This is a genomic window from Streptomyces changanensis, from assembly GCF_024600715.1.
GTDB classification, from domain to species: domain Bacteria; phylum Actinomycetota; class Actinomycetes; order Streptomycetales; family Streptomycetaceae; genus Streptomyces; species Streptomyces changanensis.
The window spans coordinates 1,803,193-1,827,102 of the sequence record NZ_CP102332.1 but is presented as its reverse complement, the minus strand read 5'-3'; the positions used below and the strand labels follow the sequence as shown (position 1 = coordinate 1,827,102).

General features: G+C 76.0%; 21 protein-coding genes, 1 other RNA gene and 1 pseudogene. 12 read left to right on the top strand and 11 right to left on the bottom strand.

What is annotated here, in order from left to right; translation table 11 throughout:
* Positions 1 to 40 precede the first annotated feature (40 nt).
* Complete coding sequence (locus tag NRO40_RS08015; protein WP_058943494.1) at positions 41 to 775, top strand: class I SAM-dependent methyltransferase; 735 nt, start codon at positions 41 to 43, stop codon at positions 773 to 775.
* On the top strand, positions 772 to 1,842 hold the full coding sequence (locus NRO40_RS08010) for a prenyltransferase/squalene oxidase repeat-containing protein (protein ID WP_058943495.1): 1,071 nt from the start codon (positions 772 to 774) through the stop codon (positions 1,840 to 1,842). Before NRO40_RS08015 ends, NRO40_RS08010 begins: the two co-directional genes overlap by 4 nt.
* Positions 1,843 to 1,977: 135 nt before the next feature.
* Here NRO40_RS08010 and NRO40_RS08005 read toward each other — a convergent pair whose 3' ends face one another.
* The 3 genes from NRO40_RS08005 to NRO40_RS07995 all read right to left on the bottom strand — a co-directional run bounded on the left by NRO40_RS08005 (position 1,978) and on the right by NRO40_RS07995 (position 4,546).
* A complete protein-coding gene (locus tag NRO40_RS08005) occupies positions 1,978 to 2,835 on the bottom strand; it encodes a DUF5336 domain-containing protein (protein ID WP_079047261.1) in 858 nt (285 codons plus the stop codon).
* A 96-nt stretch (positions 2,836 to 2,931) separates the two neighbouring features.
* Positions 2,932 to 3,855, bottom strand: coding sequence for an N-acetylmuramoyl-L-alanine amidase family protein (locus NRO40_RS08000; protein WP_058943497.1), 924 nt, complete (start codon positions 3,853 to 3,855; stop codon positions 2,932 to 2,934).
* A gap of 10 nt (positions 3,856 to 3,865) precedes the next feature.
* Complete coding sequence (locus NRO40_RS07995; protein WP_058943498.1) at positions 3,866 to 4,546, bottom strand: class I SAM-dependent methyltransferase; 681 nt, start codon at positions 4,544 to 4,546, stop codon at positions 3,866 to 3,868.
* A 187-nt stretch (positions 4,547 to 4,733) separates the two neighbouring features.
* Between NRO40_RS07995 and NRO40_RS07990 the strand changes: the two genes are divergently transcribed.
* The 4 genes from NRO40_RS07990 (at position 4,734) to NRO40_RS07975 (ending at position 10,223) form a co-directional block, all read left to right on the top strand.
* Positions 4,734 to 6,215 carry a fascin domain-containing protein gene (locus tag NRO40_RS07990; RefSeq protein WP_157901901.1) on the top strand — a complete coding sequence of 494 codons (1,482 nt, stop codon included), beginning with the start codon at positions 4,734 to 4,736 and terminating at the stop codon, positions 6,213 to 6,215.
* Positions 6,216 to 6,333: 118 nt separating this feature from the next.
* Positions 6,334 to 7,884, top strand: coding sequence for an MFS transporter (locus NRO40_RS07985; protein ID WP_079047262.1), 1,551 nt, complete (start codon positions 6,334 to 6,336; stop codon positions 7,882 to 7,884).
* Positions 7,885 to 8,233: 349 nt separating this feature from the next.
* On the top strand, positions 8,234 to 8,983 hold the full coding sequence (locus NRO40_RS07980) for a GNAT family N-acetyltransferase (RefSeq protein WP_058943500.1): 750 nt from the start codon (positions 8,234 to 8,236) through the stop codon (positions 8,981 to 8,983).
* 307 nt (positions 8,984 to 9,290) lie between these two features.
* Entirely contained in the window at positions 9,291 to 10,223 is a 933-nt protein-coding gene (locus NRO40_RS07975) for a MaoC/PaaZ C-terminal domain-containing protein (RefSeq protein WP_058943501.1), read from the top strand.
* A 287-nt stretch (positions 10,224 to 10,510) separates the two neighbouring features.
* Here NRO40_RS07975 and NRO40_RS07970 read toward each other — a convergent pair whose 3' ends face one another.
* Positions 10,511 to 11,668, bottom strand: a complete 1,158-nt coding sequence (locus tag NRO40_RS07970) for a hypothetical protein (RefSeq protein ID WP_058943502.1) — start codon at positions 11,666 to 11,668, stop codon at positions 10,511 to 10,513.
* 453 nt (positions 11,669 to 12,121) lie between these two features.
* On the opposite strand from NRO40_RS07970, the gene NRO40_RS07965 reads away from it, so the two are divergent.
* Genes NRO40_RS07965 through NRO40_RS07955 form a run of 3 tightly spaced genes read left to right on the top strand, consistent with a single transcriptional unit; the run spans position 12,122 to position 15,137 of the window.
* A complete protein-coding gene (locus NRO40_RS07965; RefSeq protein ID WP_058943503.1) occupies positions 12,122 to 12,961 on the top strand; it encodes a Nif3-like dinuclear metal center hexameric protein in 840 nt (279 codons plus the stop codon).
* Entirely contained in the window at positions 12,958 to 13,701 is a 744-nt protein-coding gene (locus NRO40_RS07960) for a zinc ribbon domain-containing protein (RefSeq protein WP_058943531.1), read from the top strand. Before NRO40_RS07965 ends, NRO40_RS07960 begins: the two co-directional genes overlap by 4 nt.
* Before the next feature lie 17 nt (positions 13,702 to 13,718).
* A complete protein-coding gene (locus NRO40_RS07955) occupies positions 13,719 to 15,137 on the top strand; it encodes a bifunctional RNase H/acid phosphatase (RefSeq protein ID WP_107115155.1) in 1,419 nt (472 codons plus the stop codon).
* 105 nt (positions 15,138 to 15,242) lie between these two features.
* Here the strand turns inward: NRO40_RS07955 and eda are convergent, their stop codons facing one another.
* Complete coding sequence (gene eda / locus NRO40_RS07950) at positions 15,243 to 15,902, bottom strand: bifunctional 4-hydroxy-2-oxoglutarate aldolase/2-dehydro-3-deoxy-phosphogluconate aldolase (protein WP_058943505.1); 660 nt, start codon at positions 15,900 to 15,902, stop codon at positions 15,243 to 15,245.
* A 324-nt stretch (positions 15,903 to 16,226) separates the two neighbouring features.
* Positions 16,227 to 17,009 carry a peroxide stress protein YaaA gene (yaaA, locus tag NRO40_RS07945; RefSeq protein ID WP_058943506.1) on the bottom strand — a complete coding sequence of 261 codons (783 nt, stop codon included), beginning with the start codon at positions 17,007 to 17,009 and terminating at the stop codon, positions 16,227 to 16,229.
* A gap of 95 nt (positions 17,010 to 17,104) precedes the next feature.
* Here yaaA and NRO40_RS07940 point away from each other — a divergent pair, with 95 nt between their 5' ends.
* A complete protein-coding gene (locus tag NRO40_RS07940) occupies positions 17,105 to 18,571 on the top strand; it encodes an RNB domain-containing ribonuclease (RefSeq protein ID WP_058943507.1) in 1,467 nt (488 codons plus the stop codon).
* Here NRO40_RS07940 and NRO40_RS07935 read toward each other — a convergent pair.
* Entirely contained in the window at positions 18,522 to 19,337 is an 816-nt protein-coding gene (locus tag NRO40_RS07935; protein ID WP_232791163.1) for a hypothetical protein, read from the bottom strand. The two genes, NRO40_RS07940 and NRO40_RS07935, sit on opposite strands and share 50 nt — an antisense overlap.
* Entirely contained in the window at positions 19,334 to 20,149 is an 816-nt protein-coding gene (locus NRO40_RS07930; protein WP_058943509.1) for a MerR family transcriptional regulator, read from the bottom strand. Before NRO40_RS07930 ends, NRO40_RS07935 begins: the two co-directional genes overlap by 4 nt.
* Positions 20,150 to 20,226: 77 nt before the next feature.
* Between NRO40_RS07930 and rnpB the strand changes: the two genes are divergently transcribed.
* Positions 20,227 to 20,625: RNase P RNA component class A (rnpB, locus tag NRO40_RS07925), an RNA gene on the top strand.
* Between the two features lie 257 nt (positions 20,626 to 20,882).
* On the opposite strand, the pseudogene NRO40_RS07920 reads toward rnpB, so the two are convergent.
* Positions 20,883 to 21,395, bottom strand: a pseudogene (locus NRO40_RS07920) (ArsR/SmtB family transcription factor); the annotation flags it as partial.
* 227 nt (positions 21,396 to 21,622) lie between these two features.
* On the opposite strand from NRO40_RS07920, the gene NRO40_RS07915 reads away from it, so the two are divergent.
* On the top strand, positions 21,623 to 21,946 hold the full coding sequence (locus tag NRO40_RS07915; protein ID WP_058943511.1) for a hypothetical protein: 324 nt from the start codon (positions 21,623 to 21,625) through the stop codon (positions 21,944 to 21,946).
* 176 nt (positions 21,947 to 22,122) lie between these two features.
* On the opposite strand, the gene NRO40_RS07910 is transcribed toward NRO40_RS07915, so the two are convergent.
* Together NRO40_RS07910 and NRO40_RS07905 are read right to left on the bottom strand one after the other, a co-directional pair.
* On the bottom strand, positions 22,123 to 23,028 hold the full coding sequence (locus tag NRO40_RS07910) for a PhzF family phenazine biosynthesis protein (protein WP_058943512.1): 906 nt from the start codon (positions 23,026 to 23,028) through the stop codon (positions 22,123 to 22,125).
* A gap of 107 nt (positions 23,029 to 23,135) precedes the next feature.
* Positions 23,136 to 23,888 (bottom strand): SDR family oxidoreductase, encoded by a 753-nt coding sequence (locus NRO40_RS07905; RefSeq protein ID WP_058943513.1) that lies wholly within the window; start codon positions 23,886 to 23,888, stop codon positions 23,136 to 23,138.
* Positions 23,889 to 23,910: the final 22 nt, after the last annotated feature.

Genomic DNA, 23,910 nt, shown 5'->3' with positions numbered 1-23,910 from the left:
CCCCGTCCCCCCTCACGGACCGTGAAAGCAGGCCCCGCACGTGCTGACCGTCGACTTCACCCGCTTCCCGCTCGCCCCCGGCGACCGCGTGCTCGACCTGGGCTGCGGCGCGGGACGGCACGCCTTCGAGTGCTACCGGCGCGGGGCCCGGGTCGTCGCCCTCGACCGGAACGCCGAGGAGATCCGCGAGGTCGCCAAGTGGTTCGCCGCCATGGAGGAGGCCGGCGAGGCCCCGGCCGGGGCGACGGCCACCGCCATGGAGGGCGACGCCCTCAACCTGCCCTTCCCCGACGCGTCGTTCGACGTCGTCATCATCTCCGAGGTGATGGAGCACATCCCCGACGACAAGGGCGTCCTCGCCGAGATGGTCCGCGTCCTCAAGCCGGGCGGCCGCATCGCCGTCACCGTGCCCCGCTACGGCCCCGAGAAGGTCTGCTGGGCGCTGTCCGACGCGTACCACGAGGTCGAGGGCGGCCACATCCGGATCTACAAGGCCGACGAGCTCCTCGGCCGGATCCGCGAGGCCGGCCTGCGCCCCTACGGCAGCCACCACGCGCACGCCCTGCACTCCCCGTACTGGTGGCTGAAGTGCGCGTTCGGCGTCGACAACGACAAGGCGCTGCCCGTCCGCGCGTACCACAAGCTGCTGGTCTGGGACATCATGAAGAAGCCCCTGGCCACGCGGCTCGCCGAGCGGGCACTCAACCCCGTCCTCGGCAAGAGCTTCGTGGTGTACGCGACGAAGCCCCACCTCCCGGCGGGCACCGCGCTGTGACGTCGCCCGAGCGGACCGAACTCCTCACCCTGCCCGGGGTGCTGACGGCCGAACAGGCCGCCGAGACCGTCGCGGGCATCCTCGCCGCGCAGCGCGACAGCGGCGCCATCCCCTGGTTCCGGGGCCACCACCTCGACCCGTGGGACCACACCGAGGCCGCCATGGCCCTGGACGCCGCCGGCGAGCACGACGCCGCCGCCCGCGCCTACGCGTGGCTGGCCCGCCACCAGAACGCCGACGGCTCCTGGTACGCGGCCTACCACGACGGCGAGGCGGACCGGCCGACGGACCCGGCCCGCGAGACCAACTTCTGCGCCTACATCGCCGTCGGCGTCTGGCACCACTACCTGAGCACCGGCGACGAGGCGTTCCTCGACCGCATGTGGCCCGCCGTGTACGCCGCCGTCGAGTTCGTCCTGCGGCTCCAGCAGCCGGGCGGGCAGATCGGCTGGAAGCGGGAGGCCGACGGCACCCCGGTGACGGACGCCCTGCTCACGGGCAGCTCCTCCATCCACCAGGCGCTGCGCTGCGCGCTCGCCATCGCCGAGACGCGCGAGGAGCCGCAACCGGACTGGGAGCTGGCGACGGGCGCCCTGGCGCACGCCGTGGCCCACCACCCCGAGCGCTTCCTCGACAAGGGCCGCTACTCGATGGACTGGTACTACCCGGTGCTCGGCGGGGCCGTGACCGGCGCCGCGGCCCGGGAGCGCATCGACGCCCGCTGGGACGACTTCGTCGTGCCGGGCCTCGGCGTGCGGTGCGTCGTCCCCAACCCGTGGGTGACGGGCGGCGAGAGCTGCGAACTGGCCCTGGCGCTGTGGGCGATCGGCGAGTCCGACCGGGCCGTGGACGTGCTCCGCTCCATCGGCCACCTGCGCGCCGAGGGCGGCATGTACTGGACCGGGTACGTCTTCGAGGGCGAGCGGGCGTTCTGGCCCGAGGAGCTGACGACCTGGACGGCCGGGTCGCTGCTGCTGGCCGTGGCGGCGCTCGGCGGCGACGAGGCCACGACGGCGGTGTTCGGCGGCGAGCGGCTGCCGCGCGGCCTGGCCCCCGACTGCTGCTGAACCCGGGCCGGCCCCGGACGTGACGACGGGGGCCGCCCCGCCTCCGGCGCACCGGCGGCCGGCCCCGGACGTGACGAGGGCCCGTCCCCGGCACCTCGGTGCGGGGACGGGCCCTGGCGTCGTACGGGGCGGGGGTCAGCCGCGCTGGATGCCCGTGGTGTCCTGCAGGACGCCACGGCGGCCGTCCTGCGTCTGCGCCACCAGGGCGGCGCCGCGCTGCTCGACCGCCAGGTACCAGGTGCCCGGCGCCAGTTCGGCGATCGGCGTCGGGGAGCCGTCCTCGGCGTACAGCGGACGCGCGACGGGCACGGCGAACCAGAACGGGGCGAAGTCCCCGGCCGGCGCGGCCTGCTGCGCGGCGGCGGGCGCGGCGGACTGCTGGTCCGGCTGGTGCGGGGCGTCCGGCTGGCCGGGCTGGCCCGGCTGCGGGGCAGCGCCCGGGTAGCCGTAGCCACCGGTGCCGCCCTGCGGCGCGCCGTACGGCTGGCCGGCGCCCGGGTAGCCGTAGCCGGCGCCGCCCGTCACGCCCGGCTGGGCGCCGTACGGCTGCGGGGCCTGCGGCCGCGGGGCGCCCATCAGCGGCGCCTTGAGCACGCCGACGAGCGGCGAGGCCACGGCGCCGGCGGCGAGCACGATCGTCGCCAGCAGGCCCAGGATCATCCCGGCGCCCGCGGAGCTCATGTCGATGATGGTCCAGAACGCCGTCCACAGCGCGAAGACGGCCAGGGCGACACCGAACTGCCCGAGGTCCAGACCGGCCACCTTGCGGCCCGGCAGGGCCCGCGCGACGACGATCAGGGCCGCGGCGATGACGCCGGCGAGGAACATGCTCATCAGCAGGCCGAGCGTGTCCCAGGCGTTGGTCTCGTAGCGCCCGCAGTCGACTCCGGTAGGACAGTCGATGCTGGCCAGGTTGAGGAACGAGGCGATGAACAGCACCACCGCTGCTCCGATCACCACGCCATCGCCTCGAGTGAGGGAGCGGATGTTCACGTGAGAAGTCCTTCGTCGGTTCGTGTCGTCGTCAGGGGTGGCGCGAAGCACGCGGGGGCGGCCCCATCGTACGGACGAATGTATCGTCCGCCCGACCTACCCGAGCAGGTAGGTGCTGATGCCGTCCGCGATTCCCTGGGCGGCTTTCTGCCGCCACGTCGCATCGGCGAGCAATGCGGCGTCGTCCGGGTCACGCATGTTGCCGCATTCGACGAACACCTTGGGCACGGTTGACAGATTCAGTCCGCCGAGGTCGTCGCGGACGTCCAATCCCGTGCCCCCGCCGAGGTAGTTGGCCGGGGCGGATCCGGTCGCCCGGGCGAACGCGGCCTGGATGCGCTCGCCGAGCGTACGCGACGGGCCGACGATCGGCGCCGTGTCGGCCGCACCCGCCTTGACCAGGGCGGGGAGGATCACGTGGTGGCCGCGGTTGCCGGCCGCCGAACCGTCGGCGTGCACGGAGACGACGGCGTCGGCCCCCTCGCCGCCGCCCGCCGCGTTGCCGATCCGGGCGCGCTCGTCGACGCACGGCCCGAAGGGCCGGTCGGCGTCGTGGGTGAATTCGACGGTGGCGCCCTTCCCTTGGAGGACGACGCGCAGACGACGTGAGACATCGAGGGTGAATGCGGCCTCGGTGTAACCGGCGTTGGTGGAGGTGCCGGTGGTGTCGCATTCCTTGCGGTGGGTCCCGACATCCACCGTTTCATTGATCTCTGCGGTGTGCTGAAAATTCCCCGGATTGTGACCTGGGTCGATCACCACGACCTTGCCGGCGAGCGGCGCCGCGCCGGACCGGGCCGACGTGGACGGCCCCGGTCCGGTCGCGGCGGGCGTCCCCGGCGCGGCGGGGGCGGGCGAGGCGCCCCGGCCCCGGCCGCCACCCGGCCCGCCGTCCGCCGGGCCGCCGGAGAACATCCCGGTGAGCGGCCCGGCGAGCGCGGCGGCCGCGGCGAGGGGGACGGCGGCCAGGAGGACGGCCTTGGTCAGGCGGCGGCGCTTGCGCGTGTCATCGTCGTACACGCGGGCGAGCCTAAGCGGTGGCGGCAGTTCCGGCCCGGTCCCCTGCGGCCGTTCGGCGCAGTACCCGCAGCGAGTCCGTCACCGACACCTCGGTGAAGCGGCCGGACTCCAGCGCCCGCAGGTAGATCCGGTACGGGGCCTGGCCGCCGTCCGCCGGGTCGGGGAACACGTCGTGGATGACGAGCAGCCCGCCCTCGGCGACCTTCGGCGCCCACCCCTCGTAGTCGGCGGTCGCGTGCTCGTCGGTGTGGCCGCCGTCGACGAATACCAGCCCGACCTCCCCGGCCCACACCCGGGCGACCTGCGGCGACCGTCCCACGACGGCCACCACGTGCTCCTCCAGGCCCGCCGCGTGCAGCGTCCGCCGGAAGGTCGGCAGCGTGTCCATCAGCCCGACCTCGGGGTCCACGACGGTCGGGTCGTGGTACTCCCACCCGGGCTGCTGCTCCTCGCTGCCCCGGTGGTGGTCGACGGTGACGGCGACGGTCCCGGCCCCGCGGGCCGCCTCGGCCAGCAGCAGGGTCGAGCGCCCGCAGTAGGTGCCGACCTCCAGCAGCGGCAGCCCCAGCCGGCCGGCCTCGACGGCCGCCGCGTACAGGGCGAGGCCCTCGCGGACGGGCATGAACCCCTTCGCGGCCTCGAACGCGGCGAGCGTGCGCGGCGTGGGCCGCGGGGTGGGAGCGACGCTCATGGGCGGGGCCTTTCAGGTGGTGCGTACGGACGGGGCCCATCGTGCCCCACGCCCGGCGGCGCCCCGACGCCGCCCCGGGCCACGGCGGGGGCGCGCGGCAGGGGAACGGCGCGCTGTCCGGATCATGCTTGACTGCTCACCCGCGCCCCATGCGCCCGCGGGTGAGGACATCGACGGAGGAGCAAGCATGCTGAAGCGAATACGGCTCGCCATGGCGGCGCTGCTCGCCGCCGCCGGCGCCGTCGTGGCGCCTGCCGCGTCGTCGGCCGCCGACACGGCGGTGCCGGCGTCGTCGGCCGCCGACACGGCGGTGCCGGCGTCGTCCGCCGGGCAGAGGTGGGCGCTGAAGGTCAACGGTCACTACGTGACCGTGTCCGCCGGGCCGGACGGTGACACGAAGCTCAGGGCCAATCCGCGGGCCACCACGGCCAGGGGGTGGGAGCTGTTCACCCTGCACACCGACTACGTCGAGGACGTGAAGAAGTACGGGACCACGGTCAGCTTCCGCTCCGAGGCCACGGGCGGCTACGTCACGACGGAGAGCGCTGCCGGCGGATCCGCGCTGCGCGCCCGCGGGACGACCACCGGTTCCTGGGAGCGCTTCAGGCTGAAGCCCCTGGCCGGAGGCACCTTCGGCCTGTTGGCCCACAACGACCGGTACGTGGCGGCGGAACTCGGCAGCTACCCCGACCACGGGCTGCTGCGCGCGCGTACGTCCGTCTCCCACCCCGACGAACTCGGTTCCTGGGAACGCTTCACCCTGGAGAAGGTCGGCCCGCAGGGCGCCCACAGCGCGAACATGCCCGCGCCCACCACCCGAGCCCCCAAGGCGCGCGACGTCGTCTCGTGGAACATCTGCGCCAACAGCAACCCCAGCCTCGAATGCGCTCTCAGGTACGCCCGGCCCGCGATCGTCGCGGACCGGGTCTCGGCCGCTCTCCACGCCGCCATGGGCAGCAGGCGGCCTGACGCCGTCTTCTTCCAGGAGATCTGCGAGAAGTCCGCCGAACCCCTGGAGCTGAAGCTCGAGGGCTGGGCCGGCCCCCTGCACGTCCGGTTCATGCCGACGTACTACCAGGTGGCCACCGCGACCGACGGCACGGTCGTCCAGGCGCAGAAGAACTGCTCGGACGGCACCGACTCCGCCGACCGGGGGGCCTTCGGCATCGCCCTCGCCGTGCCCGAAGGCAACACCTGGTACCAGGGCACCGTCCTGCCGTCACCGACCGGCACGGAGCAGCGCCCCATGCTCTGCGCCGTCGTTCCGGCCGAGGGTTCCGCTTACTGCAACGCCCACTTCAGCACCGGTCGCCACATCGACTCCAACGGCGACCCGCAGGGTGACGACATCGATCCCGAGCACCCCTTCCGTCCCCTGCAGGCAGCGACGATGCGTGAGAACGTCGACGCGTTCACCGCCGGCGGTTACGCCGTCTACCACGGCGGCGACCTCAACACCACCACGCGGGACGTCGTCCACCTCAGCAGCCTCTACACCGGGCGGCAGGAGTGCGGGCAGCCGACTCCGACCTCACCGCGCGCCGGTGAGGCCACGGCCGGCGGCAGCAAGATCGACTATCTGTTCGGCCCCCAGGGTGCCTCGTACGCCTGCCGTGTCGTCGACGGCGGACTGTCCGACCACAGGATGATCAACCTGACGACCTCCTGAACCGCCTCCGGTGCCGGGCCCGGACGGGACCGGAGGCGGACAGGCGGCGGATCACGTGCCGGGTCCCCGGGCCCGTACCCCGAAGTCGGGATGTACGGGGCGCTGCCCAGCTGCGACCATGACACCCATGGCCCAGCCCCGCACGGACACCGACGCCACCTCCACCGCCGCCGATCCCGCCCCGCTCCCCGCCCGCCCCTGGGCGGTGATCCTCGCCGCCTGCGCCGGGACGTTCCTCGTCGTCCTCGACGTGTCCGTCGTCAACGTCGCCCTGCCCTCGATGCGCGCGGACCTCGGCCTGTCGGCGCCCGCCCTGCAGTGGGTGGTGAACGCCTACGCCATCGCCTTCTCCGGCTTCATGCTGCTCGGTGGGCGGGCCTCCGACCTGTTCGGGCGGAAGCGTATGTTCCTGTTGGGCCTGGGCGTGTTCACGATCGCGTCGGTGGCGGGCGGCCTCGCGCAGGAGGGCTGGCAGCTGCTCGCCGCGCGGGCGGCCCAGGGGCTGGGCGCGGCGGTGCTGTCGCCGGCGACGCTGACCATCGTGACGAGCGCCGTGCCGGAGGGCCCGGCGCGGACGCGGGCCATCGGCACCTGGGCGGCGGTCGGCGCGGGCGGCGGCGCGGCCGGCGGTCTCGTCGGCGGGCTCCTCACCGACCTGCTCGACTGGCGCTGGGTCCTGCTGATCAACGTGCCCGTCGGCGCCCTCGTCCTCGTCGCGGGCGCCGTGTGGATCCGGGAGGCCCGTACAGGCGCGGGGCGCCGCCTGGACCTGCCGGGCGCGCTCCTCGCCACCGGCGGGCTCGCGGCCTTCGCGTACGGCGTCGTGCAGACCGAGCAGGCCGGCTGGACCACGCCGCGGACGCTGCTGCCGCTGCTCGGCGGCCTGGCGCTGCTCGGCGCGTTCCTGGTGGTGGAGGACCGGACGGCGGAACCGCTCGTCCCGCTGGGGGTGTTCCGGGTGAGGGCGGTGTCGGCGGCGAACGCCGCGCTGTTCGTGGTCGGCTCCGCGACGTTCTCGTCCTGGTTCTTCATGACGGTCTACGCCCAGAACGTCCTCGGCTACGACCCCCTCCACGCGGGCCTCGCGCTCATGCCCAGTTCCCTCGGTGTGGTCCTCGGCTCGAAGGTGGCGCCCCGTCTCATGCCGCTGTTCGGCGCGCGCCGGCTCGCCGTGGGCGGCGCGCTGACCACGGCGGCGGGCTTCGCCTGGCAGTCGCTGCTGGACGTCGACGGGCCGTACCTGACGACCATCATGGGGCCGGGCGTGACGATGATGGTCGGCGTGGGGCTCGTCCTCACCCCGCTGGCCGCGATGGCCACCTCCGGTGCCGCCCCCGGCGACGCCGGGCTCGTCTCGGGCCTGGTGAACACCTCCCGCACGATGGGCGGCGCGGTCGGCCTCGCCGTCCTGTCCACGGTCGCCGCCGCCGGCGCCGCCGGGTCAGCCACCCCGGAGGCCCTCACCGCCGGCTACGCCCTCGCCTTCCGCACCGGAGCCGGGATCCTCCTCGTGGCCGCCGCCCTGATGCTCCTGTGGCTCCCGCGCCCCGCGGTTCCCCTCCCCACGCAGAGCCGCACCCCGGCCGCCGTCCAGGCCCCCGGCCCGGCCCCCGTCCCGGTCCAGGCGCAGCCGCCGACCCGGGCCAGGGGCGCGAAGCGGACCCGGTGACGGTCCCGGCCGGGGCCGTCGGGCTGACCTCGCGACGGCTCGGCCGGCCCGGTCGAAAACGGCGTTGCGGACCGCCCGCCGGCCGTGCGAGGCTCGGTGCCGCGGCCCCGCACGGGGGCCGACCCGACTCCCACCCCGAGGGATTGAAGCCCATGATTGCGGCGTCCACCAGCGGCCGCCGTCGGCGCTGACCGTTCGACACGGCGGCCCCACGTCCGCGGTGCCCGCGCCCCGGCGGCGCGCACCGCTCGCTCCCGCGCGCCCGCCCCCGCCCGCGTGCCGTCCGGTGACGGCGCACGGACCCCGGGCGGCGTGCTTCCCGAGACACCCAACGTGAGGTCACACCACCGTGGACAACCACGTCCAGAGCTTCGCCGTAGCCAACCTCCGCCGCCGGCCCGTGGTCGTCGAGACCGGGGGCTTCGTCATCGGCGTCGATCCCACCAGCACCAGCCCGTACCTCAACTACGCCACGCCCCTGCCCGGCTCGCGGCCGACCGCCGAGGACGTCGCCGCGCTGATCGGGGCGTTTTGCGAGCGGGGGCTCAAGCCCCGCCTGGAGTTCGCGCCCGACGCCGCCCCCGAGGTGGAACCGGCCCTGCGCGCCGCGGGGTTCACCACCGAGGCGTCGCACACCTACCTCGTCTGCACACCGGACACCTTCGCCCCGCCCGTCTCCGCCGTCCCGGTGGAGACTCCGGCCACGGACGAGGAGTACGCGGCGGTCGACGCGGCGCTCTGCGAGGCGTACGACCACGCCTTCCCCGCCTCTCCGGAGGGCGCGGCCCGGCTGCGCCGCATCCAGGAGCGGGGCGGCGCCGTCCGCTTCGTCCGCGCGCCCGACGGCGGTTGCGCGGCCGCCGCCACCTGCTCGGCCCCGGCCGAGGGCACCGCCGAGGCGGCCGGCGTGGGCACCCGCCCCGCGTTCCGCGGCCGCGGCCACGCCGGCGCGGTCACCGCCGGCGTCACCGGGGCGCTGTTCGAGCGGGGCGCCGCCTCGGTGTGGCTGGAGTACGGGGGCGAGGGCTCCCGGCGCGTGTACGAGCGCCTGGGCTTCCGCCCCCGGGGCACCCGCCTCTACCTCGCCCTGGAGGACTGACCCACCGCCGGGAGGCCCCGCGCGCACCCCGCGCGGGGCCCTCCGGCCCGGGGCCGCGCGGCCTCCTTCCCACGGGGGGCGCCGGACGCTATACAGGAGACCGCCATCCGGCCGCCGGATCGTCGGGCCGCCGCACCCCGCGACCGCCGGCCCCGCGACCGCCGTACCGGGCGACCGCCGTACCCGGCGGCGGCGCCACCGCCGTACCGCCGTGCCGCCGGGCGATCCCGCCACCGCCGGACCGCCGGGCGACCGTCCCACCGCAGAGCCGCCGCACAGTCGTGTCACCGGGAACGGAGCGCCCCGCATGCCCATCGACGTCCGGCGGGCCCTCACCGCCGCGCCCCGCTCGGCCGCCGTCACCTGGGACGCCACGGACGTCCAGCTCTACCACCTCGGCATCGGCGCCGGCGTCCCCGCCACCGACCCCGCCGAACTGCGCTACACCCTCGAATCCCGGCTGCACGCGCTGCCCGCCTTCGCCACCGTCGCCGGGGCGCGGTCGGGCGTCATCTCCGCGCTCTCCGCGCCGGGTGTCGACGTCGACCTCGCCGCCGTCCTCCACGGCGGGCAGCGCCTCGACCTGCACCGGCCCGTCCCGGTGAGCGGCCGCGCCGTCACCACGTCCCGGGTGACCGCCGTGTATGACAAGGGCCGGGCCGCCCTGGTCGTCCTGCGGTCCGAGACCGCCGACGGCGACGGGCCGCTGTGGACGAGCGAGGCGGAGGTGTACGTCCGCGGCGAGGGCGGGTTCGGCGGTGAACGCGGCCCCGCCCGCCCGACCGCGGCACCGGACCGCGCGCCCGACCGGACCGTGGAGCGGCCCGTACGGGAGGACCAGGCGCTCCTGTACCGGCTCTCCGGCGACCGCAACCCGCTGCACGCCGACCCGGAGTTCGCCCGGCGCGCCGGCTTCGACCGGCCCGTCCTGCACGGGTTGTGCACCTACGGCATGACGCTGAAGGCGGTCGTCGACACGGTGCTCGGCGGGGACGTCACCCGCGTCCGCGCCTACCACGCCCGCTTCACCGGCGTCGTGTACCCCGGGGAGACCCTGCGCGTCCGGATCTGGGACGCCACCGACCGCCCGGACCGCGCCGCCACCGACCGCCCGGACCGCACCGGCACCGGCACCGGCACCGGGGCCGGGATCCGGGTCGCCGTGACCGTCGCCGAGCGCGGCGACGCGCCCGTCCTGTCCGGCACGGTGGGGGAGCCGGACGGACCGGCCACGACGTGACGAGGGCCGCCCCGGACACCCGGGACGGCCCCACATGTGCGGCCGACGACATTCCGCCGGCCACCAAGACACGAACCTAGGCCGCGGTGGCTCCGCGGCCGGACTCCCTGCGGTGGCGGCCGTGCGGCTGCGCCGTCGTGTCCTCCGACGGCGCGGGGCCCCCGCGGTGCTTTCCGGAGCCGCCGGCGTCCCCGTGCGGTCGCAGCGCGTGGGTCGTGTCGGTGCTGGCTTCAGACATGTGGTGAAGTCACCCCGTAATGATCGCTGTTGACATGCGGCCCGTGAGTCTAACCGGGCTCCGCGCGCCCGGAGAGAGGTGCCTGCTGCAGCGGCACCGGCCTGCACACCACAGGAGTCCCGGAGCGGCCGGACGGTTCCCCACCTGCGGGTTCCGCTTGTGCGGGGGGCGTGTCGGCAACCGGTACGAGCGCCTCCGCCGCGCCCTCGACGCGGGCCAGGCCGCACGGCGCCGACGCGTGCGCGTACGGCAGCAGCAGCACCCCGTCCCGCGTCCACAGCCCCGCCCCGGCCAGCCAGCCGTCGGGCGCCGGCAGGTGCAGCAGCCGACGTGCCGCCGGCCGCCACACCCCCACCCAGCTGCCCGCCGCCGCGTCGACCCGGAACGCCACCGCGCAGGTCTCCGGCGTGAGCACCTGCCCCGGCTGCACCGCGAACGGGGTCAGTGCGCCGTCCGCCGACCGCAGGCACTCGGGGAAGCGCACCGGCCGCGCACTGCCCAGCACCCCCCACCCCAGCCGCTCACGGCCCGGTGACGGGGCGTCCGAACCGATCAGCAGCAGTCCGCTGTCCAGGTCGGCGAGGAGCAGCCGGTCGCGGCTGTCCTGCGCGATCTGGAGCAGCGGGGTGACCTCGCCGCGGCGCGCCAGGTCGACGGCGACGGTCTTGACCGGCCCGCCGTCCGCCTCCCGGTCCAGCGCCAGCAGCCGGCCCTGCCGGTCCAGCCACACCCCGCCCGAGCAGCGCCCCCGGACCTCCGCGACGTGCTCGGGGCCGCCCGAGCCGCCCGCCACCCGCCAGACGGCCGTCGAGCGCGCGCCGACCGCCAGGGCGTACGCGCCCGTCCCGTCGGGGGCGGGCGGCAGCAGCCGCACCGACTCCGCCTCGACCTCGCCGAGCGGGAGCTCGCCCGTCGCCGGGCCCGTGGGGTAGAGGAGTGAGAAGGTGTGCCGTCCGGCGACGCGGCGCGCGATGAGCACCCGGCCGTCCACGAGCGGCAGAAGTTGGGCGTCGGGGTCCTCGGGTTGGCCGAGGGGCAGGGGGACGGCGTACGGCTCCGGTCCGTCGAGGGTCCAGCGCTCGGGGAACAGCGCCTCGCCCCGGCCGGCGAGCCGGGCCGCGTAGGAGCCGTCCGCCGCGACCGCGAACCGGGTCCCGCCGGCCGCGGCGCCGTCCTGCGCGGCGGTTTCGATGGCACAGGCAGTCATGGCTCGTCACCTCCGGCCCCGAAGCTAGTTTTCGTACTCCCTGCCGAACCGTGCGAACCCGCCCGCTTCACACATAAGGGTGGCAGTCGAGGGGTTCGCCTGAGCGGGAGGGCGCCGATGTGCTCACCGTCGCCGCTGGTGGGCGGCGCGGCGGTACCGAGCGGAACGGGCAAGTCCGGTCCAGGGGCGCCACCCGGGCCCCGGGGAGCACGGGGCGCCCCGTGCGAACGGCACCGGACCCTCACCCGAACGGCCGTAGCCGTACCCCGGGGCCGCGGCGGGCCGGTGGGGGCGGCCAGGACCGTGCCCGGGGCGTCGCGCGGGCCGGCGGGGGCGGCCGGGGCGGTGCCTCCGCCGGTCGCGCTGGGCCGGCCGGGGTGGCCGGGGCGGTGCCCGCGGGGCCCGTGTGGGGAGGGGATCCGTCCCTCCTGGCCTTGCGGGTAGCCTTGCCTCGTGCCACGTCTCACCGAAGTCCTCGCCGAGCTCGACGCCCTCTGGCCCCCCGAGCGGGCCGAACAGTGGGACGCCGTCGGCACCGTCTGCGGCGACCCGGACGCCGAGGTCGACCGCGTCCTCTTCGCCGTGGACCCCGTCCAGGAGGTCGCCGACGAGGCCATCGCCCTCGGCGCGCAGCTCCTGGTCACCCACCACCCGCTCTACCTGCGCGGCACCACGACCGTCGCGGCCTCCCACTTCAAGGGCCGCGTCGTGCACACCCTCATCAAGCACGACGTCGCCCTGCACGTGGCGCACACCAACGCCGACACCGCCGACCCCGGCGTCTCCGACGCCCTCGCCGGCGCCCTCGACCTGCGGGTCGTCGGCCCCCTCGTACCGGAGAACGGCCTCGGCCGGATCTGCGAGCTCGACCCCCCGGAGACCCTGCGCGCGTTCGCGGCCCGCGCCGCCAGGCGGCTGCCCGCCACCGCGCAGGGCATCCGCGTCGCGGGCGACCTCGACGCGCCCGTGCGCCGGGTCGCCGTCAGCGGCGGCTCCGGCGACAGCCTGTTCGACGCCGTGCGCGCGGCGGGCGTCGACGCCTTCCTCACCGCCGACCTGCGCCACCACCCGGCGTCGGAGGCCACCCAGCACACCCCGCTCGGCCTCGTCGACGCGGCCCACTGGGCCACCGAGTGGCCCTGGTGCGAACTGGCCGCCGCCCAGCTCGACGAGATCTCCGACCGCCGCGGCTGGAACCTGCGGGTGCACGTCTCCAAGACGGTCACCGACCCGTGGGCCGCCCACCACACGTCCCCCGTCGCTCATCACACCTCCCCAGGAGCCCCCAACTGAACGCCGCGCCCGCCGACCAGATCCGCCTCCTCGACGTCCAGGCCCTCGACACGCGCCTGTCGCAGCTCGCCCACAAGCGCAGGACCCTGCCCGAGCACGCCGAGATCGAGGCGCTGACCAAGGACCTCACCCAGCTGCGCGACCTGCTCGTCGCCGCGCAGACGGAGGAGGGCGACTGCGCGCGCGAGCAGACGAAGGCCGAGCAGGACGTGGACCAGGTCCGCCAGCGCTCCGCCCGCGACCAGCAGCGCCTCGACTCGGGCGCCGTCTCCTCCCCGAAGGACCTGGAGAGCCTCCAGCGGGAGATCGTCTCCCTCGCCAAGCGCCAGGGCGACCTGGAGGACGTGGTCCTGGAGGTCATGGAGCGCCGCGAGTCCGCGCAGGCGCGTGTCGAGGAGCTGACCGCGCGCGCCGCCGCCGTCCAGACCAAGGTCGACGACGCCACCGGCCGCCGTGACCGCGCCCAGCAGGAGCTGGACGCCGAGACCGCCTCCGTCACCAAGGAGCGCGAGCTGGTCGCCGGCTCGGTGCCGGCGGACCTGATGAAGCTGTACGAGAAGATCCGCGGGCAGCAGGGCGGTGTCGGCGCGGCCCGCCTGTACCAGCGCCGCTGCGAGGGCTGCCACATCGAGCTGAACATCACCGAGGTGAACGAGGTCCGCGCCGCCGCGGCCGACTCGGTCCTGCGGTGCGAGAACTGCCGACGCATCCTGATCCGCACCTCGGAGTCCGGGCTGTAATGAGCGGTGGGGAGCGGCTGTCCGAGCTGATCGTCGAGGCCGACGGCGGCTCCCGGGGCAACCCCGGCCCGGCCGGGTACGGCGCGGTCGTCCTCGACCCGGTGTCGGGGGAGGCGCTCGCCGAGGCGGCGGAGTTCATCGGCGTGGCCACGAACAACGTCGCCGAGTACAAGGGCCTGCTGGCCGGGTTGCGCGCCGCGCGCGAGCTCGCGCCGGACGCGTCGGTCCGGGTGCGGATGGACTCCAAGCTGGTCGTCGAGCAGATGTCCGGCCGCTGGAGGATCAAGCACCCGGACATGAAGCCGCTCGCCGCGGAGGCCGCGCGGATCTACCCGCCCGGGCAGGTCACGTACGAGTGGATCCCGCGCGAGCGCAACAAGCACGCCGACCGGCTCGCCAACGAGGCCATGGACGCGGGCCGCGCGGGACGGCAGTGGCAGCCGTCCGCGTCGCGCGCCGCGCTGGACGCCGGCGCGGCACGCGTGGTCGGCGACGCGACGGCGGGCGCGGCGAAGGCCCGCGCGGCGCTCGCGCACGCCACGGCACCACCGGTGGGCGGCCCCGTGACCGGCCCGGGCACCGGCCCCTCCGGTACGGGGGCCTTGTCCGGCCCCGCGGCCTCGTCCGCCCCTACGGCCCCGGGGGGCGCCACGGCCCCGGCCGGTCCCGTGGCTCCGGCGGGCTCCGCGGTCTCGGCCGCCCCGGCGGCCCCCGCCGGGGCGGAGCCCGCGCCCGCCACGGCCGAGCCCGTGCCCGCCGCCGGGGCGTCGCCCGCGACGCCGCCCGTCGGCTGGGCCGCGCCCGCCGACCTCGGGGCGCCCGCCACCTTCGTCCTGCTGCGGCACGGCGAGACGGCGCTCACCCCGCAGAAGCGGTTCTCCGGCAGCGGCGGCACCGACCCGGAACTGTCCCCGGCCGGGCTGCACCAGGCGCGGGCCGTCGCCGCGGCGCTCGCCGCGCGCGGCACCGTCCAGGAGATCGTCTCGTCGCCGCTGCTGCGCTGCCGCCAGACCGCCGCGACCGTCGCGGAGAGCCTCGGGCTCGACGTGCGCGTCGACGACGGCTTGCGCGAGACGGACTTCGGGGCGTGGGAGGGCCTGACGTTCGCCGAGGTGCGCGAGCGGTACCCGGACGACCTCGACGCCTGGCTGGCCTCGCCGAAGGCCGCGCCCACGGGCGGTGGCGAGTCGTTCGCGGCGGTCGCGCGCCGGGTCGCCGCCACCCGCGACCGGCTGACGGAGCGCCACGCGGGGCGCACGCTCCTGCTCGTCACGCACGTGACGCCGATCAAGACCCTCGTCCGCCTCGCCCTGGGCGCCCCGCCCGAGGCGCTGTTCCGGATGGAGCTGTCCGCCGCGTCCGTCTCGGCCGTCGCCTACTACCGCGACGGCAACGCCTCGGTCCGACTGCTCAACGACACGTCCCACCTGCGCTGACCCACCCGGAGAACCGCATCCGGCGTTCGCCCCGCGCCATCGGGCCACGCCCCGGGAGCAGCGACCCGCCCGCGCCCCCGGGCGCGGCGTCTCACCGCCCCCGCCCTACCGGGTCGCGCCGCCGGGCGCCGCGCCCGGCCCCGCCGCGAGGGCCGCCGCCCCGCGTGCCAGGGACTCGACCCGCGCCCAGTCCCCGGCCGCGAGCGCGGCGGGTGGTGCCACCCAGGTACCGCCCACGCAGGGAACGTTCGGCAGCGCCAGGTAGCCGCGCGCCGACCCCGCCGTGATCCCTCCCGTCGGGCAGAACCGCGCCGTCGGCAGCGGTCCGGCCAGCGCGGCCAGGTACGCGCTGCCGCCCGCCGCCTCGGCAGGGAAGAACTTCATGTCGCGCACGCCGCGCTCCAGCAGGGCCACGACCTCCGAGACGGTCGAGACCCCCGGCAGGTACGGCACCCCCGACGCCTCCATCGCGGCGAGCAGCCCGCCCGTCCAGCCGGGGCTCACGAGGAACCGCGCGCCCGCGGCGACCGCCTCCTCGACGGCGCGTGGCGACACCACCGTGCCCGCGCCGACCAGTGCCCCCGGCACCTCGGCGGTGATCGCCCGGATCGCGTCGAGCGCCGCGGGCGTCCGCAGGGTCACCTCGACCGCCGGCAGACCACCCGCCACCAGGGCGCGTGCCAGGGGGACCGCCCCGGCGGCGTCCTCGACGACCACCACGGGCAGCACGGGCCCGCCCAGCGCGGGCAGCAGTTCCGGCGTCATCACGCCCGGCATCCTGCCCGCGCCCGCCCCACCCCGCAACGAACGTTGCACGCCGTGCAACAGGCGGCACGAGCGGCACGACCGGCACAGCATCACGGGCGCCACGACCGGCACAGCACCACGGGCGGCACGACCGGCACAGCACCACGGGCGCCACGACCGGCACAGCACCACGAGCGGCACGACCGGCACAGCACCACGAGCGGCACGGCCAGCACAGCACCACGAGCGGCACGACCGGCACAGCACCACGGGCGGCACGGCCAGCACAGCGGCACAGGCGGCGCAGGCGGCCGGCAGCAGCGCAGCCGCCGGGGGCGCGGCTCAGTGCACCTCGTCCACCAGCACGTCCAGCGACCACGCCTTCCCGGCCCTCTCCGGCGCGGCGCACTCCACGACGTACCCGAGGTCGCGCAGCGCCTCCAGCAGCTCGGCCGGCCCCGCCGGCGCGGCGCCCGCCTCCAGCAGGCTCCGCACGATCCGGCCCTTGGTCGCCTTGTTGAAGTGGCTGACCACCTTCCGGGTCGGCGCGTGCAGCACCCGCACCGTCGCCGTGCGCCCCGCGACCTCGCCCTTCGGCCGCCACGCCGCCGCGTACGCCGCCGACCGCAGGTCCAGCACCAGCCCGTCCCCGGCCGCCGCCGGCATGACCGCCGCCATCGGGCCGCGCCAGTACGCACCCAGCGCGCCGAGTCCCGGCAGGCGCACACCCATGGAGCAGCGGTACGACGGGATCCGGTCGTCGACCCGTACCGCGCCCCACAGGCCCGAGAAGACGAGCAGCGACGACCGGGCCCGCTTCCGCGCGGCCGCGTCCAGCGTCGCGAGGCCCAGCGCGTCGTACAGGACGCCCGTGTAGACCTCGCCCGCCGGACGGGCACCGGCCTGGAGCAGCCCGGCGTTCTTGACGACCTCGCCCCGCAGCCCCTCGCTCAGCCCCAGCACCTCACGCGCCTTCTCCTCGTCCGCCGCGCACAGCTCGACCAGCTCCGCGAGCACGGCCGCCCGCGCTCCGGCCAGCCCCGGCAGCGACAGCGACTCCGGCCGCAGCGGCGCGCCGCGCCCCGAGGCGGCCTTGCCCTCCGACGGCGGCAACAGCACGAGCACGGTGGTTCTCCTCACGTACGGGTGGACCGGGGGTGCGGCCCCGGCCGCCCAGCGTACAAAGTGCCGCACCCGGCCGGGCGCCCTACGCTCGGCGTATGCCCCGCCGCCAGGTGCACGTGACCGGCACCGCCGAGGCCGCGCCCCTGCGGGCGGCCCTCGGCGCGCTGCGCACCGCCCTCGGCGTCCCGAGCGGTTTCCCGCCGGACGTCCTCGCCGAGGCGGAGGCCGCCGCCCGCTCCCCGCACCCGCCGGGACGCCCGCCGGACGGCCGCGCCGACGCCACCGGCCTGCCGCTGTTCACCGTCGACCCGCCGGGCTCCACCGACCTGGACCAGGCCATGCACCTGGAGCGCCGGCCCGGCGGCGGCTACCGCGTCCACTACGCCATCGCCGACGTCGCCGCGTTCGTCACCCCGGGCGGGGCCGTCGACGCGGAGGCGCACCGCCGCGTGCAGACCCTGTACTTCCCCGACGGCCGCGTCCCCCTGCACCCGCCCGTCCTCTCCGAAGGCGCCGCCAGCCTCCTGCCCGACCGGACGGTGCCCGCGCTGCTGTGGCGCATCGACCTGGACGCGCACGGCCGGAACGTCGCCACCGACGTGCGCCGCGCCCTCGTCCGCAGCCGCGCCCGCCTCGACTACGCGACGGTCCAGCGGCTGATCGACACCGGCACCGCCGAGGAGCCCCTCGCGCTGCTGCGCGAGGTCGGCCGCCTCCGGGAGGAGCAGGAGGTGGCACGCGGCGGCGTCTCCCTGCCCGTCCCCGAACAGGAGGTCAGCGAGAGCGACGGCGGATACCTCCTGGAGTACCGCCCCCCGCGCCCCGCCGACGCCTGGAACGCCCAGATCTCCCTCCTCACCGGTATGGCCGCCGCCGACCTGATGACCGCGGCGGGCACCGGCGTCCTGCGCACCCTGCCCGCGCCCTCCACCGACGGGGCGGTGGCCCGGCTGCGCCGCTCCGCCGAGGCCCTCGGCGTCCCCTGGCCGCACCACGTGTCGTACGCCGCGCTCGTCCGCGGCCTGGACCCGGCCGAGCCCCGGAACGCCGCGTTCCTCCAGGACTGCACCACCCTGCTGCGCGGCGCCGCGTACACCGTCTTCACCGACGGGCGGGTGCCGTCGCCGGCGGTGCACGCCGCCGTCGCCGACGAGTACACCCACTGCACCGCCCCGCTGCGCCGCCTCGTCGACCGGTACGCCGGGGAGCTGTGCGTCGCGGCGGTCGCGGGCCGGGAGCCGCCCGAGTGGGTGCGGGCCGCGCTGCCGGCGCTCCCGGACCGGATGGCGGAGGGCGCCCGCCTCGCCAACCGGGTCGAGCGGGAGTCCGTGGACGTGGTCGAGGCCGCCCTCCTCATGGACCGGGTGGGCGAGGTGTTCACCGGGACGGTCGTCGACGTCCGCGACGGCGACCCGAGGACGGGCACCGTCCACCTGGGCGCGCCGGCGGTCGTGGCCCGCCTGGAGAGCCCGGACGCGCCGCTGCCGCTGGGGGAGCGGATCGAGGTCCGCCTCACGCGGGCGTACCCGGGGCGGGAGAAGGCGCTGTTCGTGCCCGCGTGAGCGCCGCCAGCAGGGCGCGCGGCTCGTCGGCGTGGCACCGCACCACCCGTACCTCCCGCCGCCGGCCCAGCAGGCCGACGGCCGTCACGGGCGAGGACAGCTCCAGCGTGAGCGACGTCTGCCCCCCGACGACGAGGTCCAGCTCCCCGTCGGCACGCGGGTGCGTGAACACCGGCTCGTACCGGACCGAGGCCACCGTGTCGAGCGGCACCGCGAGGTCCACGTGGCACCCCTGCCGCAGCCGCAGCACCCGACCGTCCAGCAGGTGCGGCCGGGTGACCGCCGCCGCGTGGAGACCCAGTACGAAGAGCACCGTGTACACGTCCAGCACCAAGAACACCTCGTGCACCACGGGTACGTCCCGCAGCAGCCAGGACATGCCGACCGTCTCGACGACGCAGACGAACGCGAACCCGTACATCAGCGGTGCCTGGTCCCGCGCGTGCCCGAACCCCTCGACCCCCGCCCGCACCCCGTGGCGCCCGCGCCGCACCCACCGCACGAGGGAGGCCAGCAGCCCCAGCTCGTGCCCGATCAGCCGGACGGCCGGCTCCGGGACGACCTCGTACAGCGCCGCACGCGCGGCCAGCCCCCGGCGCCGGGCCCGCCGGTACAACACCGCGCCCAGCAGCAGCGCCACGACCGCGAGCACCTCCACGGCGTGCAGCACGACCGCCGGTACTCGCACCCCGGCCGCCAGACAGCAGACGAGCACCAGCTCACCGGGGAGCACCGCCCAGCCCAGGCCCCGCACCAGCCGTCTCACCGCTCGCCCCCGCACCGCTCGCCCCCGGTCGCCCGCTCCACCGCGAGGCGCATCGCCCGGCGGACCACCTCGACCTGGGCCGGCGAGAACTCCGCGAACAGCGCCCCCTCGAAGACCCCCGCCCCCGCCTCCGGACCCAGGTCGCCGACCGCCGCCGCCACCTCGTCCGGCAGCAGCTCGGTGAGGAGCCGCGCGACCGCGGGCACCCGCGGGTCCCCGGCCCCCGCACCGGCCAGCTCGTCCAGCCGCGCGTACAGCTCGTACGCCCGCCGCATCGCCTCCGGCTCCGCCACCGCCTCCCGCATGGCTGCCATCAACCGCGCCCCCTCCTCACCGGTGGCCATGGTGTCCATCAGCGTGAACAGCTCCCGGTCCACGCGGGCCATCCGCGGCTCCGGCCCCGGCAGCCCCGCGCTGGTCCGGGCCATGTCGGCGAAGAGCGCGGCCAGCTCGGGCGACACCGGCCCCTCGGCGGGCAGCCGCCCCTCGCGGGCCTGCGCCAGCAGGACGGCCAGCCGCCCCCGACGCTCCCGCACCTCCGCCTCCTGCCGAGCCAGGTCCGCGTCGAGCTCCTCCAGTACCTCGGCCAGCTCCCGCCCCGAGTCGTCGGCGAGCACGTCGCGCACCTCGTCCAGGGACAGCCCCAGCTCCGCCAGCCGCCGCACCCGCGCCAGCAGCACGGCGTCCCGCAGCGTGTACGCGCGGTACCCGTTGGCCCGCCGCGGCGGCTCGGGCAGCAGCCCGATCCGGTGGTAGTGGCGCACGGCCCGCGTGCTCACGCCGACGAGCCCGGCGATCTCTCCGATCCTCATGCGCCCAGTACAGACGTTGACGCCGCGACAAGGTCAAGCGACACCGCCGCGGCGGGTACCATGGTCGGCACGGCAGACGAGCCGGGCGGGCGGCCGCGTGGGGATCGAAGGATCCCCCCGAGGAACGTCCGGGCTCCACAGGGCAGGGTGGTGGGTAACGCCCACCCGGGGTGACCCGCGGGACAGTGCCACAGAAAGCAGACCGCCGGGGGCCTCGGCCCTCGGTAAGGGTGAAACGGTGGTGTAAGAGACCACCAGTGCCCAGGGTGACCTGGGCAGCTCGGTAAACCCCACCCGGAGCAAGGTCAAGAGGGGACACCCCGGTGTCCCTGCGCGGACGTTCGAGGGCTGCCCGCCCGAGTCCGCGGGTAGACCGCACGAGGCCGGCGGCAACGCCGGCCCTAGATGGATGGCCGTCACCCCGACGACCGCGAGGTCCCGGGGAACAGAACCCGGCGTACAGCCCGACTCGTCTGCCCCTTTGGTTTCCTGCTCAGCGAAGACGCAGGTCAGCGCCTCCGTGAGGTTCGCGGCGAAACCGTAGGCCCCACACGTGCGTGGTACGCCGCTGGGTCGCACGCGATGCGACCGTCACCCGGCGCCTCGCACAAGGAGCGTCCCCGTGCGCTTGCCGGCCGGCGGTGCGATGACTTCGGCCGTCACGTTCGTGAACCCCGCCCGGCCGGCTTCCCGGCGTACCGCCCGACTCGTCCGCCCCTCCCTGTTTCCGCGGTCAGCGGCCATGCTGCGAAGCCAGACACGACCTCGGGGTCGAATCCGGGGCGAGACCACCGGCCTCCGAGTACTGTGCCGCCACGAGGACCTGGCCCGCTCCAGTGCGGAAGTAGAGGACCGAGCGGCCTGCGCGCCGCCGCTGGGCCAGGTGGGCTTCCCGGAGGATTCGCAGATGCCGGCCCACCGAACCCAGAGGCAAACCAGTGAGCGCCACCAGCTGGGTGGTGGTCTTCGGGGTGTCGAGCAGGGTGAGTAATTCGGCCCGGCCGGAGCCGAGCAGCGCGGTCAGGGCCTTCGGCGCTCGGCGGCGCTCGTCGTCGGTCAGAACCCCTGAACAGGGATAGACGACCGCGTATCGTCGGACAGGGTACGAGTTCCGGCCGCCAGTGGGAGGGACATCCCAACAAACCCAGGTCTGGCTGAGGGTGACCGGGACGAACATCAGCTGCACCCCGGAGAGCTCAATCGGCGGGCTGTCGCAGACGGTGATCTGCAGGCGGTCGTCCCCGAGCGGTCCACGGAGGACTACCTCGCCCTGTCCTGACGCCTCCGACAGGCCGCTCCCTCCCGGCGGTTCCGCCGGGGTGTCCTCCCCGGTGTGCGTCGCGCCCTCGAGGCCTCGACCGCCTTCCCCGTGTCGCCCATGGGGGTGAGGCTCCCCCGTGGCACCCGGCGGAATGCGGCGGCCGGGGTGTATCCGGTGGGGCGCACATCCGTTTTCGTCCCACCGGAGGTCCCGTGCCCATCCCCGTCGACAAGCTCACCGACCCGGCCGTCCGCGCCTTCGTCACCGCGCTCAACTCCCATGACCGGGCGGCCTTCCGCGCCGCGCTCACCGCGGACGCCACGATGGCCGACGACGGGGCGGACCGGGACCTGGAGGAGTGGACGGACCGGGAGATCTTCGCCACGCGCGGGCACCTGGACGTCGAGGCGCAGAAGGGTGGCGGGCGGGACCTGGTCGCCCGCTACCGCAACGACACCTGGGGTGAGATGCGCACCCAGTGGCACTTCGTCGTCGAGGACGGGAAGGTCGCCCGGTTCGAGACCGGCCAGGCGTGACCGTCGGCCGTACCGGGAGGCGGGGCGGGGAGGCGGGGGAGCGGAGCCGGGGACCAGCCCGTGCCCGGGCCGCCCACGTACGGGGCCTCACCCGTGCTCGGGGCCCCGCCCACGTGCGGGGTCCGGCCCGTGCTCGGGGCTCGGCTCACGTGCGGGCTCCGGCCGCGGGCCCGGGGTCAGATGCGGGTGCCCGTGCCCGAGACCCGTACCCGGCGGTCGCCGGCGCGCAGCTCGACCGTCAACTCGCCCGGCCTGCCCAGGTCCTCGCCCTGGTGCAGGGTGAGGACCGCCGCCTCCGGTACGAGGCCCAGCTCGCGGGCGTACGCGCCGAAGGCGGCCGCCGCCGCGCCCGTCGCCGGGTCCTCGACGACGCCGCCCACCGGGAACGGGTCGCGCACGTGGAACACCGTCGGCGACTCCCGCCACACCAACTGCACGGTCGTCAGGTCCAGCCGCAGCATCAGCGCGGCGAGCCGGTCGAAGTCGTACGCCAGGCGCGCCAGCCGCTCGCGGGTGGCCGCCGCCAGGACCAGGTGCCGGGCGCCCGCGAAGGCGACGCGCGGCGGCAGGGCGGGGTCCAGGTCCCCGGCCGGCCAGTCCAGCGCCGCCAGCGCCTCCGTGACGTCCTCGGCGGCCACGTCCTCGACGCGCGGTTCCACACTGGTGAGGGTGGCGCGCAGCGCGCCGTCCCGCTCGGTCACCGTGACGGGCACCGGCCCGACCGGCGTGGCGAACACCAGGGCGCCCGGCCCGATCCGCTCGCCCAGCGCGACGGCCGCCGCCACGGTGGCGTGCCCGCAGAACGGCACCTCGGCGCGCGGGCTGAAGTAGCGGATGGTGAACGCCCGTCCCGGCTCGCCGGGCAGCCCCTCGGGGGGCGGGGTGAGGAAGGCGCTCTCGCTGTACCCGAGCCGGGCGGCCACGGCGAGCATCGCGGCGTCGTCGAGCCCCGAGGCGTCCAGGACGACCCCGGCGGGGTTGCCGCCCCCGGGGTCGGCGGAGAACGCGGTGTAGTGCAGGACCTCGGGGGATGCCGAGGATGCCGGGGATGCCGTGGGTGTCGTGCCTTCGCTGGTCGTCATGCCGGTACCAACCGGCGTACGCCCGCTCGTTGTTCCCGTACCGGCCCGCCGCCGGGGCGCCTGCGTACCGGCCCGCCGTCCCCGCCCGGTCCGGCGGCGGTGGCGGGTCAGCCCCGGCCGAGGTACGGCATCGCGGTCGCCATGACCGTCACGAACGGGATGTTCGCCTCGAGCGGCAGCGACGCCATGTGGACCACGGTCCGCGCCACGTCCGCCGCGTCCATCACGGGCTCGGCGGCCGTCGTGCCGTCGGCCTGGAGGATGCCCGCCTCCATACGGCGGGTCATGTCGGTCGCGGCGTTACCGATGTCGATCTGCCCGCACGCGATCCGGTACGGGCGGCCGTCCAGCGCCAGCGACCTCGTCAGCCCCGTGACGGCGTGCTTCGTCGCCGTGTACGCCACCGAGTGCGGGCGCGGCACGTGCGCCGAGACGGAGCCGTTGTTGATGATGCGGCCGCCCTGCGGGGACTGCTCCCGCATCTGCCGGTATGCCGCCTGGGCGCACAGGAACGCGCCGGTGAGGTTCACGTCCACCACCTGCCGCCAGGTCGCCGCGTCCAGCTCCTCGACGGGCGTGCCACCCCCGGCGAACGTACCGGCGTTGTTGAACAGCAGGTCGACCCGGCCGAACCGCTCGCGCACCGCCGCGAACAGCGCCGCCACCCCGTCCGGTGACGTGACGTCCGTGGGCACGCACAGGGCCCCGCCGCCCGCCAGCTCCGCCGTCTCCGCCAGGGGCCCGGGCCGCCGCCCGGCCAGGGCGAGCGACCAGCCGTCCTGCGCCAGGGCCACCGCCACGCTCCGGCCGATGCCCGAGCCGGCCCCGGTCACCACCGCGATCCTCCGCTCAGCGTCCATGGGGGCGCAGCGTACGGCAGTG